The following is a 13,409-nucleotide window of genomic DNA, read 5'->3' as shown; positions in this document are numbered from 1 at the left end:
TTTGGTACTGGATATTTTTGACCTCATTGGGTCTCTGAACCTTACCAGCCTTTTTGATGGTCCAGGAACACTACCTTTTATGAGCACGTAATTACCTCTTACAACACCGTAATTCAGGAAACCTCCATCAGGATTTACCTCTGAACCGTCATCTGAAATCTTGATAATTCTCTTATTATATTCAGTACGCTGATGATATCCCATCTGTCCCATTTGAGGAACTCTCCAGCTAATGTGTGCTGGGTGCCATGGACCAAGGGTACCTACCTGCCTTGCACTTCCTGCACGTTTATGTTTGTGTTTGGCAATCTGTATACCCCATCTTTTAACAGGCCCCTGGGTACCTTTACCGGTTGTAATCGCAGCTATGTCTACAATGCCTCCGGGACCGAAAACATCTGAAATGCCTACTTTTGTTCCTAGTATTGATTTTGCATATTCAAATTTCTCTTTAAGACTGCCACCACTGATGCCGGTTTCCATCATATCTGATTTCTTCTTGGGCACCCCTGTAAGCTTTGCAGGCAGTGTATAGGTGACCACTCTTAATTCCTTAACAGTACCGTCATCAATCAAAGATTCGATTTTTTCCAGCGATTTCTCAGTGTCGTGATTTTCAGGTGACTGTATCCTCCGCAGAACATCTGAATCAAGGTCTGTTGACCATGCTTCTGCGGTTGGTTTTATACCATATCCAAGTTCTCCATAGGCACGAATGGATGCAACTCCTATATCAGGTGTTTCTACTACTGTTGCAGGTACTGATATTTCGGCACCCTCTGTAACACTATTTTTTGTATCATCAATCATTATTACATGGGTCATACCTACCTTGTAGCCTGCAAAATCCTGCAATTTAGGATTACCATCCAGGCTTGGCCATGATTTAAATTTTGGGATGTGACTCTTCGCTCTTTTACGTGGACTGTATGCGAGCGAACCTCTATTTGGTCGTCCTACATCTGGCATTTTTTTACCTCTGATTATGTTTTAAATCGTATATTCGATATACACGTATCATTCAATATCAAATAGAAAAGCCGATTAATTAAGGATGAAATAAACCCGATATATTATACGGCATCCAGTAACAGACAGCATCTGTTCTATTTATAACATTACTTCTGATTATGGTCGTATACTACCGTTACTAATGGGGTTTATCTATCCCTTGTAGTTATGTTCATCACCAAAAGGTTTGAACACTCATGTGTCCTTTTATACGCTGTTGCGCATAAAAGCAGGCTTCAATGATTGGCCTGTTGAACACCTTATGTAAATCCGACTTTTCTACAATATCTCTTCACACTTCCTGCAAATGTTTTATTCCACAGGAAGACGATACTAATATCTAACGTTGTCTGTTAAAAGATAATATGATATATAAAACCTGCGCATAATTAAATAATTTATATTTTAATTAAGGTACGGCTCTGTAGAAATCCTTGATATACCAATGTTAACAGGAATCAATGGTATTTTTAGATGTGCTTTCGGACATTGATTATATTTACTAAATATAATTTAATTGATATCGATTTTAACAGGTTTTCTACATGGCCTAAGGTACACATTATAATTTAGCATTGATTTTCAAGTATTCTGGATATATTTTTTCTGCCCAGTTCAAATGCTTTAAGGTTAATATCCACTGTTTTTGAAGGTACCAGTTCCTTTATACATTCTATCAGCCGGTCTTTACTGATTGGAAGATAACTGGAAACCGCACCAACCATCACAACATTCATTGATTGTGGATGTCCTGTCTCTACTGCAAGTTCTGATGCATTCAATGGGTATACTGTATATTTCTTTTTTAGAATTTCTATTATATCTGATACATCAGGGTAATCATCAGAAGATGTTACTGTTACCGGATAGATCGGTTTTGTATTCAGTACAACAACCCCGTTTTCAGATAAGTGATTTATATATCTCATTGCTTCTACAGGTTCAAGTGCAAGCAATACATCAGCACCCTGCTCAGGTATCATCGAGCCAAGGTCTGTACCTATTCTCACATGATTTATTACTGAACCTCCTCTCTGTGCCATTCCATGTGTTTCAGCGGCACGAACAGGTAAACCTTCAAGGACAGACGACTTACCTATAATATCAGATGCAAGTATTGTACCCTGACCACCTACACCTGCTATCACCAGATCCAGCTTATTATTACTCATTTTTTAACCTCCATAATGGCATCAAATTTGCAAAGCTGTGCACATACACCACACCCTGTACACATCGAATTTATTCTAGCTTTCTTAAGAGATGCATCAAACTCTATTGCAGGGCAACCGAAATAAACACATTGCTTGCAACCTGTACATTTATCTTTATCTATAGTGTACGGTTTGCGTTTAATTCCCGCACGTCTGGCATCAATAACACACTGTTGCTGTGATATAACAACTGAAGTTCCACCATATTCCTTTGCTCGTTTGAAAACCTCTACTGCCCTATTGTAATCATAAGGGTCAACAACCTCTACAAATTCTGTACCAAGACTCTTGCAGAGGTGTTCAAATGAAATCTCCACTGTATTTTCATAGGTTGCAGTTTTACCCATACCAGGATTTGGTTGGTGACCTGTCATGGCTGTTACACGGTTATCAAGTATAGTCACAGTAATATCTGCTTTATTATAAACTGCATTCATGAGCGAATTTATACCAGTATGAAGGAATGTAGAATCACCTATTGCACAGCATATAGGCTTTTTTTCTCCTGACTGATAGATACCTGAAGCAACACTTATACTTGCACCCATACAAAGTGTTGTATCAACTGTTCCCCCCTGTACACCCAGGGTATAACATCCAATATCATTAGGATATATCGCATCAGAACCAAAGGCTTTTTTCATGGCATAATACGATGCTCTGTGGGAACAGCCGGGACACATTGCAGGTGGCCGGGATGGAAGTTTTATGTCACTTTCTAATCTGGATGGACGCTTATTATAAGTTAATCCAAGTGCACTGTTGATTGCTCTTTCACATTTATCTATATTTAGTTCACCAACTCTGGGAACAAATTCTCCATTTTTTCCGGTTTTTCCAAGTATTCTGACATCAACACCAAAATCATTGGCAAGTGCCCTGACATGCTCTTCTACAACAGGTTCCAGTTCTTCTATAACCAGTAAGGTATCAACATTTTCAAGTATTTCAAGAATCAAACCATCAGGCTCTGGGTAGGTATTTATTTTCAAAACGGATGCTTCAACACCCAATCTGTCAAGTGCTTCTTTGGCATATACATATGAAATACCAGATGCAACAATACCGAAATTGGAGTCATTATTGATTGTAAGTTCATTCCATTTCGAATCCTGAAGCTCCTGTTTGATATCACCCTGGATATTCAGCAAACTTGGATGGCGTATACGGGCATTTTTGGGTATCATCACCCATCTTTCAACTGATTTTTCAAAACCCGGAGCCGGTTTATTTTCAAGAATCGGTCCGAGTTCGATATCTGATTTACCATGTGAAATCCTTGTGGTTGACCTGAAAATTACAGGTATTCCATGTCTGGATGAAAAATCAAAGGCATAGGGTATCATATCCTTTGCTTCCTGTGGAGTTGAGGGTTCAAGACATGGAATCAATGAGAATTGGGAGTACCTCCTAGTATCCTGTTCATTCTGGGATGAATGGCAGGCCGGGTCATCTGCTACAATTATAATCATACCACCTTTCACACCCATATAGGCAAGTGTCATCAATGGGTCTGCAGCAACATTGAGCCCGACATGTTTCATGGTTACAGCAGAATTGACACCCGACATGGAGGCACCTGCAGCCACTTCCATAGCCACTTTTTCATTAACTGACCATTCAACATAGAAATCTCGGTTATCCATGGAAGAAAGAGTATCAACAATCTCAGAAGAAGGCGTTCCAGGATATCCAGTTATAACCTGTCCGCCGCCTTCTAAAATACCCCGGGCAATTGCAACATTACCAAGCATATATTCACGTGTGTTCATGTAAATTGATCTCCTGATGTTAAATTATAATTGTAATGATTGATTTTAATAATATGATTTCTGATTTAATCTACCTAAATCGGCAATATTTTATATTTAGGTTTTGGGATGGAATATTTATACTAGCAGAAAATCCATGATATCAGCAATTTGACATATATTTAAAAATGTAGATTATAATAACTACACTATCAAATCAAACGATGAAGATAAACAACATTATACAGCCACACATCGATAAGTATATGACAAAAGAATATTCTTGAACAGATAGAAAAAATATTCCGATTATATCAGGTTAACATTTTATCAGGAGATTATCAATCATGGTGTCAGAAATTGAAAATAAAGTAAGATCAGCCAGAAAATCAGCAATAAAACTTGCAAGTATCAACACAAACACTAAAAACCAGGCGCTTGAATCAATGGCTGATGCGCTTGACATCCACCGCAGCTTCATTCTTCAGGAAAATTCCAAAGACCTGAAAAACGCTGAAAAATTTCAAGACGAAGGAAAACTATCACAGGCTCTTGTTGATAGGTTAAAAATAAATGATAATAAAATCGATGGAATGATTGAAGGAATCAAAGATGTCATTCAGTTGAATGACCCTGTCGGTGAAACTTTAAATTCTCTTGAACTTGATAAGGAACTCGAGCTCTATCAGGTAAGCTGTCCCATAGGTGTTATAGGGGTTATCTTTGAATCACGTCCTGATGTCGTTCCACAAGTAATGTCGTTGTGTCTTAAAAGTGGAAATGCTACAATATTTAAAGGTGGTAGCGAAGCATCCCATTCCAACCGGGCTATTTTTGATGTTTTAATCGATGCCATAAAAAATACTGAATCAGTACCTGAAGATGCATTCCAGCTTATGGAAACAAGAGAGGAGGTCATGGATGTCCTGACACAGGACCAGTACATTGATCTCCTGATACCCAGAGGTTCCAACACATTTGTAAAATTCATACAGGACAACACAAGGATACCTGTCCTTGGTCATTCTGACGGAATCTGCCATGCTTTTGTCGATTCCAAAACCGACCTTAATACTGCATATGATGTCTGTTATGACTCAAAGGTGCAGTATCCAGCAGTATGTAATGCTATAGAAACGTTACTTGTTCATGTAGACATTGCCGATGAGTTTTTACCTGAAATGGCAAAAATGTATAGTAATGCAGAGGTAAAACTCTACTGTGATGAACATTCCTATGAAATAATAGAAAACATAGATTCTATAAAAGAATTATACAGAGCTACTGAAGAAGACTGGAGAACTGAATATAACGACTTTGTTCTATCGATAAAAGTCGTTGATTCAATTGAGAGTGCGATTGACCATATCAATCATTACGGTTCCCATCACACCGATGTAATAATAACTGATGACAGCAAGAACAAAAAACTGTTCACCAGTCTAGTGGATTCCTCAAGTGTAATGATTAATGCATCAACACGTTTTGCTGATGGGTTTAGATACGGCAAGGGTGCAGAAGTAGGGATTAGTACCAACAAAATACATGCTCGCGGACCTGTCGGGATGGAAGGGCTTGTTATTTATAAATACATCTTAATCGGTGACGGACAAAAGGTAAGTGATTATGTAGGTCCAGATGCAAAGAAATTCACCCATCTGAATCTGGACAAGAAATACTGCGACATTTTGTAATCAGAACGATGTTAAAAGAGGTAGTGTGTTGGTTAACAGAAAAGAGCTATTCAGTGATGTAGAAAAAATTGTAGTAAAAATAGGCACATCATCCATCAGTAATGAAGATGGAACCCTGAACCACGTATTGATGGATAGGATTGCTTCCCAGGTTTCTGAACTACATGATATGGGAAAGGAAGTAATCCTTGTTAGTTCTGGGTCTATCGGCATAGGTGTGAGTCAACTGCAACTTGATGGTAGACCCCGAGAAATACCTGTGCGTCAGGCTGCTGCTGCGGTTGGGCAAATTATACTCATGCAGGAGTGGATTAAAGCTTTTCAAAAATACAACCTAAATGTAGCCCAGATATTAATCACATATGAATCCTTTTCAAACCGACTCACATACTTGAATCTGAGAAACAGCATATCTTCCCTGCTGAATTATGGAGTTATTCCTATTATCAATGAAAACGACAGCACATCCGTCCATGAAATTGAGGCAACTTTCGGTGATAATGATAAATTATCCGCCATGGTCGCCAGCAAAATGGAAGCTGATTTATTGATTATGCTTTCAGACATCGATGGGTTATATGATAAAAATCCGAAAAGAAACCCTGATGCAAAATTACTGAAAACCGTAGAGGCAATTACTCCTGAAATCGAAAGTTTTGGAGGAAACCCCACCAGTCTAAAAGGTGTGGGTGGTATGCGGACCAAAATTGAAGCCGCTAAAATCTGCAGTATGTCAGGTTGCTATATGGTCATTGCAAACAGTAACATTGACTACGTTGTTTCAAGAATATTTAATGGTGAAGATGTAGGTACACTTTTTCTTGCCAACCAGGACGTGCACAAAAATAGGGTCCGCTGGATTATCCTAGCAAAATCATCCGGAACTATTGTTATCGATTCCGGCGCAAAGGATGCCATCAAGGATAAAATGAGTCTTCTACCATCAGGTGTCATCGATGTTACGGGTGATTTTGGCAGAGGAGATATTGTGGAACTCAAATGTGACGGTGAGATTTTTGCAAAGGGTATCACTGACTATACATCTGAAGAATTAAAACAGATAAAAGGCAAACACACCAACATGATTGCTGATATTCTTGGCTACAAAAACTATGACCATGTAATTAAAAAAGAGAACATTGGACTGTTTTGAAATTAGCTGTAATAAACAGCATCAATTTCCATATTTTCTGTTTTACAACATTAAGACTTGGGTGCAACGTTACCAATTTTTAAAACCAAATCAAAAAATATATATCTAATTATAATTTATATGTTGCAGAGTGAAAAACATAATCATAATGATGATAGTAACTGAAACAAAAGCAGCATAACAATGTAAACCATTGGATGCTGCTTTTTTTAAAAAATGTTTGTTTGAAATTTCAAATTCAAAAAAGAGGTGTATTATGGGAATAAATGACAAATCATTGAAAATTAAAGGAACCCTGTATATTGTAATACCACTGATTCTGATATTAGTTGCTTCAGGAGCTTTTATCGTTTCACAAGTGTATTCACAGCAAGAACATATGGCATACCAAGAAGCTAGTGAAATGGCATCAACTCAAGCAAATGATGTTAATGCCGATATGAAAGAATACTTGACTGTTAGTAAACAAATCGCAAATACACAGTCAGAATATGAATCAGGAAATAAACAAGAAGTAAACCACATACTTGAGAAAACACTTGGAAATAATCCAAATATACTTGGTACCTACGTAGCATATGAACCAGATGCATTCAACCCTGATAACTACACTGAGGGGAAAGGCACAACTGAAAGCGGACGATTTGCTCCATACTGGAACCGTTTTGATGATTCCATTTCTGTTGAACCTCTGCAAGATATTGATTCATCCGACTGGTACACAGAACCAAAAAACACTGAATCAGTTTTCATTTCAGAACCCCTGATATATAATAACAAATTGATGGTCAGTTTTGCATCGCCTATCATGAAAAACAATGATTTTGCCGGTATTGCTGGAGTGGATGTATCACTTGAATATCTTGATGGTGTGATAAGTGATATACAGATTTTCGATTCCGGTTATGCATTTATGGTCAGCCAGAACGGAGTTGTCATGACCCATCCGGAAAACAAGGATTGGATCGGTGAAGAGAATATAAAAGATATAGATGCTGACGGGTTCGACCAGATGGCTAAGGACATCAAAAACGGTGAGGAAGGTCATATACAAACCACAGACCCCTCAAATAACGAGCAGTCAACGCTGTTTTACAGACCTGTTGAAACCGGCAACTTTTCAGTAGTTGTCTCTGCGCCTGATGACGATATGCTGGCAAGTGCTATTGCCCTGAGAAATGAAATAATATTCATCTTTACTGCAGCTATAGCGATATTGGGTGTTATTGCCTATCTTATGATGACACGGACTATAGCCAATCCTATAAATCTTGCAGCGCGTAGAGCTGAAAGAATTGCTAACGGGGACCTTACAGGTAAATCGAAGAAAGAATTTTTAGAAAGACAGGACGAAATCGGTAAACTTGCAAATTCATTTGACCAGATGACAAAGAACCTTTATTCTCTGATAGAAAATATCCAGAAAAGTGCTGATAACACCGCTTCAAAAGCTCAGGAATTATCTGCATCATCACAGCAGATGTCATCCACTTCCAACCAGATTGCAGACACCGTGACTGAGATATCTAATGGAGCCCAGAACCAGTCCGAAAAAATACAGGAAGTATCCCGTGCCATGAACGATATGAACCAGAGCGTACAGGATGTTGCAAGCAACGCTCAGAAGGCTTCAGAGGATGTTACCCAGGTTAGCAACAATACCCAGGAAGTTGGTGAAAAATCCCACAACCTATCTGTCAAGATGAATGAAGTGCAGTCCGCAATGGATGATTCTTCACAGGTTATTCAAGACCTGGACGAAAAATCCAAGAAGATAGGTGAAATCGTCAGCATGATTACAAACATCGCAGACCAGACAAATCTGCTTGCTTTAAATGCAGCCATAGAAGCCGCAAGAGCGGGAGAACACGGACGTGGATTTGCCGTTGTTGCTGATGAGGTCCGAAAACTTGCCGAAGAATCCAGCAACTCTGCTCAGCAGATTGAAGATTTGATCCAAGAAATCCAGGACAGTACAGGTCAGGCGGTCACATCCATACAAAACGGTACACAGGAAGTAGAAACTGGTACTGAAACTCTTAATGAAACTGTGGAATCCATATCTACAGTTGTGGAAAATGTCAATGGCGTCGCCAAGATGGTACAGGATATTGCTGCTTCTGCTCAAGAACAGTCCGCATCCATTGAAGAGGTTACTTCTTCTGTGGAAGAGGTTTCATCAATATCCGAGGAATCTGCATCAAGTACAGAAGAAGCATCCGCATCTGTTGAGGAACAGACCTCATCCATGCAGGAGCTTTCCAAAGCTGCACAGGAACTTACTGAAACTGCTGACAATTTGAAGCAGGCTGTTAATTACTTCCAGCTTGATTCCTCGAAGGTAAAGGACACAGGAGAAAACTCTGAAAACAGGGAGGATAATTAAACTCCTTCCTTCTTTTTTGAGGTGATCAAATGGCTCAGGAATTGGAAACCGAAGTCGAAACTGAAAACACATACCTGCAGATGGTAGCATTCCACCTTGGTGATGAAGAATTCGGTGTTGACATAATGCAGGTCCAGGAAATTATCCGGATGCAGGAAGTCACGCGTATACCTCAAGCTCCTCATTTTGTTAAAGGTGTTATAAACATACGTGGAAAGATTATAGTTGTTGTTAGCCTGGACAAATGTCTTGGTCTAGAATCCAAGGAAACAGACGAGCACTCAAGGATTATCGTGGTTGAAGTCGGAGGAAGTGTAGTAGGAATGGTAGTGGATTCTGTAAGTGAAATACTAAGTATTCCACAATCCAGTATCGAACCTGCCCCTGATATTATAGCATCCAAAATAAATGCCGATTATTTAAAAGGTGTTGGAAAACTGGAAAACCGTCTCCTGATTTTACTGGATCTTGAGAAAATACTGAGTGAAGAGCAGGTAAACCAGATTTCGCAACTTAGCGAAACTCAACAGACATAAAAACCATAACAATTAAAAAATAAATAATTTGTGATAAAAAGGAGAGTATAATATGGCCAAAGTAATGATTGTAGATGATGCTGCGTTTATGCGTATGGTTATAAAGGATATCCTGACTAAAAACGGTCATGAAGTTATTGCTGAAGCATCAGATGGTACCGAATCAATTGAAAAATACCCTGATTTAAAACCCGACCTTGTATTCATGGATGTTGTCATGCCTACAATGGAAGGCACTGAAGCTCTCAAAAAAATAATGGACATGGACCCTGAAGCAAAAGTGGTTATGTGTTCATCGATTGGACAGCAATCAGTGGTCAAAGAAGCTATAGATATCGGAGCACAGGACTTCATTGTAAAACCTTTTGATGCTGACAAAGTAATGGAAGTTGTAAACCGAGTAGTATAACATGACAATTAGAGCGCTGGTAGTTGACGATTCTGCATTCATGCGTAAGGTCATTTCTGACATTTTGAACAATGACCCGAATATAACAGTAATAGCAACTGCTAGAAACGGCCAGGATGCCATAGTAAAAACTGAAAGTTTGAGACCCGATGTTATCACTCTGGACAACCACATGCCGGTGCTTGATGGGTTACATGCTCTTGGATACATCATGAGTGAATGCCCAACCCCTGTTGTAATGTTGAGTGCCGTTGATGAAAAAGCTGCACAGACAACACTTACCGCGTTTGAATACGGTGCTGTTGATTTCATACAGAAACCTTCAGGGTCCATCAGTCTTGATATTGATTCAATGGCAGAGGAAATACGCCACAAGGTCAAATCTGCAACCAGGGTAGACTTGAGTAATCTTGGTTTTATGGAAGAACATGTTACAAAGACGCTTGACACTGAAAAAAGTGAAGAAAAAAACCTCAAAGTCAAATTAAAATCAAAACCTAAGCAGAAAGCGTCAAAAAAAGTTATTGCTATTGGTTCTTCAACAGGTGGTCCCCGTGCGCTTGAAAAATTGATCCCAAAGCTGCCGGGAAATTTGCCAGTTCCTGTACTGGTTGTTCAGCATATGCCTGCGGGATTTACAGAATCGTTTGCCAAACGACTGAATTCAAAATCCAGCCTTGAAGTTCGGGAAGCAAAAGAAGGAGATATCATAGAAAAAGGCACAGTATATTTTGCTCCAGGAGACTACCACATGGAAGTTGCTAAAAAGAATATCAGGGGTGTATTAAAAGAGGTAATTTCACTTAACCAGAAACCCAGAGAACATGGAGTAAGACCATCTGTCAATGTATTGCTCAGATCTTTGAAACCTGTTTATGGTTCAGATGTATTATCAGTAATATTAACCGGTATGGGGAGTGATGGTTCAGAAGGTGTCTCCGAACTCAGGAACGCAGGTGCTCAATGTATTGCAGAAGATAAAACATCCTGTATAATCTATGGAATGCCAAAAACAATTGTAGAAAAAAAATTGGCTGATTATGTGGCTCCTATAGACGATATAGCAAAAAAAATTGTGGATACAATCGCATGAAAAAACGGAGTTTTGATATGTAGAGAATAAAAACGTATTACAAATTTACAGGAGATATAAGCCATGGACATGTCTGAATATAAACAGGTTTTTCAGGCAGAATCTGATGAACATATTCAACAGTTAAACGATTCTTTATTGAAACTGGAACAAAATCATGATGATTTAGAGCAAATCAATATAATGTTCCGTTCTGCCCATACTCTCAAGGGCATGGCATCCACCATGGGGTTCAGTTCGATTGCTGAACTTACTCATGAAATGGAAAACCTGATGGACGGCATACGCAACAGGCAAATCAAATTGGATGACACAATAATAGATGTACTTTTTGAATGTCTGGATACCATTGAATCATTAGTAGATACCATCGACGTCGAAGATGATGTTGATATAACCCAATTAAAAAATAATCTTAACAGGATTATAGAAAACGGCGGTTCCGGACAGGATAACGAAATATGCTCTGGCAGGAGTGAAGATGAGAACAAAACTGTAGACGAAAAATCCAAAAATTCCAGTTTTGATTTAAATATTGATTTTTCAGATGAAGAACTACAACAGATACAAGAAGCATATCAAAACGAATCTTCTGTAATAGCTGCAAATATCACTCTTGATGACTCATGTATGCTAAAATCTGCACGTTCATCTCTTGTACTCAAAAAAATCTCAGAACATGGGTCCATCATAAAAACAATGCCATCTATGGAAGACTTGGATGAAGAAAACTTTGACAAGGATTTTACTATTGTGTTTTCAACTGAAATCAATCAGAATACCATAAAAGATGAAGTGCAAAAAATAGCAGAGGTCAAAGAAGTTTCTATTTCTAAGGTTGAGTTGGATAATAACGAATCAGAAGAGGATGATGAATTATCCAGCAATGCAGAAGAAATAGAATCCGGAACCCAATTCAATCAAAATCAACCCCAGATTGACCCAAAGAGTGATTCAGATGATGCAAACAAACGCTCCAGTGAAATAAAAAGTGTCCAGAGTGTACGAATCGATATCAATAGACTTGACAAACTTATGAATTTAGTTGGAGAACTCATAATAAACAAGATCCGGATTAACCAGTTAACATCTGACTACAATCTTAAAAATCTGGATGAAACTCTGGCAGACCTGGACCGGCTTACAAATGATATCCAAACCGAAGTAATGGAATCCAGAATGGTCCCGATGGACCATATATTCAGCAGGTTTCCACGAATGGTCAGAGACCTTTCCAAATCTGAAGGAAAGAGAATCAGCCTTAATATCGAAGGCAAAGAAATTGAACTCGACAGAACAATCCTTGATGAAATCGGAGACCCGCTTGTTCACCTTTTGAGGAATTCAGTAGACCATGGAATAGAGGAACCTGAAAAACGAAGAGAAGCAGGCAAGAGCGAAACAGGACATATCAAACTTTCTGCATCAAGACAGAGAAACAGTGTACTGATAGAGGTCGAAGATGACGGAAAAGGGATGAATCCCGACAAACTCAGAGAAACAGCTGTAAAAAAAGGACTGATGACCCAATCCGAAGTTGACAGATTATCCGATGAAGAGGCAATGAACCTTATTTTTACACCGGGATTTAGCGGAGCAGAAAAAGTCACAGATGTATCAGGTCGCGGTGTAGGCATGGATGCTGTCAAAGCTAAAATCGAAGAGCTTGGGGGCAGTGTCAAAACTCAATCTGTTGAAGGCGAAGGTACCAAAGTACAGCTTCAACTTCCGCTCACAATTGCAATTATACAGTCTATAATGGTGAAAGTGTCAGATGAAACCTATGTGATTCCACTTACCAATGTTGTTCGAAATGTCAGCATCAAGGAAAATGATATTAAGACAATAAAAGGTGAAGAAGCCGTCCTGTTGAGAGGAGAAGTCCTTCCTATTGTACGGTTGCATGATGTCCTGGATACCTCTCATAATTATCAAGAACATGATAAGGAAGATCTTATTGTAGTTATTGTAGAAAGGATGGGCAAGAAGGTGGGACTTATTGTTGATGATCTTATAGGACAGCAAGAAGTCATGATAAAAACATTGGACAATAAATTGCTCAAGAACACAAAAGGATTTGCAGGAGCCACTATCCTTGGCGATGGAAATGTGGCACTTATCCTGGACATATCAACACTTATCTAATACGTTAAAGAGGTCCA

The 13,409-nt window shown here is 38.8% G+C and carries 10 protein-coding genes; 7 read left to right on the top strand and 3 right to left on the bottom strand.

What is annotated here, in order from left to right:
* From rpl3p to iorA, 3 genes are all read right to left on the bottom strand, one after another.
* Positions 1–969 (bottom strand): 50S ribosomal protein L3 (gene rpl3p / locus ACLFMM_RS02080; RefSeq protein ID WP_410807057.1); only part of this gene is annotated, 969 nt, incomplete at its 3' end.
* A 611-nt stretch (positions 970–1,580) separates the two neighbouring features.
* Positions 1,581–2,183: an indolepyruvate oxidoreductase subunit beta gene (locus ACLFMM_RS02075; protein ID WP_410807056.1), complete on the bottom strand. Its 603-nt coding sequence runs from the start codon at positions 2,181–2,183 to the stop codon at positions 1,581–1,583.
* Positions 2,180–3,997 (bottom strand): indolepyruvate ferredoxin oxidoreductase subunit alpha, encoded by a 1,818-nt coding sequence (gene iorA / locus ACLFMM_RS02070; RefSeq protein ID WP_410807055.1) that lies wholly within the window; start codon positions 3,995–3,997, stop codon positions 2,180–2,182. Before iorA ends, ACLFMM_RS02075 begins: the two co-directional genes overlap by 4 nt.
* Before the next feature lie 326 nt (positions 3,998–4,323).
* On the opposite strand from iorA, the gene ACLFMM_RS02065 reads away from it, so the two are divergent.
* From ACLFMM_RS02065 to ACLFMM_RS02035, 7 genes are all read left to right on the top strand, one after another.
* Complete coding sequence (locus ACLFMM_RS02065; RefSeq protein ID WP_410807054.1) at positions 4,324–5,670, top strand: glutamate-5-semialdehyde dehydrogenase; 1,347 nt, start codon at positions 4,324–4,326, stop codon at positions 5,668–5,670.
* Positions 5,671–5,698: 28 nt separating this feature from the next.
* Complete coding sequence (proB, locus tag ACLFMM_RS02060) at positions 5,699–6,823, top strand: glutamate 5-kinase (RefSeq protein WP_410807053.1); 1,125 nt, start codon at positions 5,699–5,701, stop codon at positions 6,821–6,823.
* A 256-nt stretch (positions 6,824–7,079) separates the two neighbouring features.
* A complete protein-coding gene (locus ACLFMM_RS02055; RefSeq protein ID WP_410807052.1) occupies positions 7,080–9,209 on the top strand; it encodes a methyl-accepting chemotaxis protein in 2,130 nt (709 codons plus the stop codon).
* Positions 9,210–9,238: 29 nt separating this feature from the next.
* Positions 9,239–9,745, top strand: a complete 507-nt coding sequence (locus tag ACLFMM_RS02050; RefSeq protein ID WP_410807051.1) for a chemotaxis protein CheW — start codon at positions 9,239–9,241, stop codon at positions 9,743–9,745.
* Between the two features lie 52 nt (positions 9,746–9,797).
* Positions 9,798–10,154: a response regulator gene (locus ACLFMM_RS02045; RefSeq protein WP_410807050.1), complete on the top strand. Its 357-nt coding sequence runs from the start codon at positions 9,798–9,800 to the stop codon at positions 10,152–10,154.
* A 1-nt stretch (position 10,155) separates the two neighbouring features.
* Positions 10,156–11,247, top strand: a complete 1,092-nt coding sequence (locus ACLFMM_RS02040) for a protein-glutamate methylesterase/protein-glutamine glutaminase (protein WP_410807049.1) — start codon at positions 10,156–10,158, stop codon at positions 11,245–11,247.
* A gap of 63 nt (positions 11,248–11,310) precedes the next feature.
* A complete protein-coding gene (locus ACLFMM_RS02035; RefSeq protein ID WP_410807048.1) occupies positions 11,311–13,392 on the top strand; it encodes a chemotaxis protein CheW in 2,082 nt (693 codons plus the stop codon).
* Positions 13,393–13,409 lie beyond the last annotated feature (17 nt).

The sequence above is a fragment of the Methanohalobium sp. genome (genome assembly GCF_046546175.1).
Lineage (GTDB): Archaea > Halobacteriota > Methanosarcinia > Methanosarcinales > Methanosarcinaceae > Methanohalobium.
Note: the sequence above shows the minus strand (reverse complement) of the source record. Positions and strands in the feature narration are given on the sequence as shown.

Bases quoted from the DNA above. Each gene is read 5' to 3' on its own strand.
- ACLFMM_RS02075 (WP_410807056.1), bottom strand. From the start codon at position 2,183: ATGAGTAATAATAAGCTGGATCTGGTGATAGCAGGTGTAGGTGGTCAG.
- iorA (WP_410807055.1), bottom strand. From the start codon at position 3,997: ATGAACACACGTGAATATATGCTTGGTAATGTTGCAATTGCCCGGGGT.
- ACLFMM_RS02065 (WP_410807054.1), top strand. From the start codon at position 4,324: ATGGTGTCAGAAATTGAAAATAAAGTAAGATCAGCCAGAAAATCAGCA.
- ACLFMM_RS02055 (WP_410807052.1), top strand. From the start codon at position 7,080: ATGGGAATAAATGACAAATCATTGAAAATTAAAGGAACCCTGTATATT.
- ACLFMM_RS02050 (WP_410807051.1), top strand. From the start codon at position 9,239: ATGGCTCAGGAATTGGAAACCGAAGTCGAAACTGAAAACACATACCTG.
- ACLFMM_RS02045 (WP_410807050.1), top strand. From the start codon at position 9,798: ATGGCCAAAGTAATGATTGTAGATGATGCTGCGTTTATGCGTATGGTT.
- ACLFMM_RS02040 (WP_410807049.1), top strand. From the start codon at position 10,156: ATGACAATTAGAGCGCTGGTAGTTGACGATTCTGCATTCATGCGTAAG.
- ACLFMM_RS02035 (WP_410807048.1), top strand. From the start codon at position 11,311: ATGGACATGTCTGAATATAAACAGGTTTTTCAGGCAGAATCTGATGAA.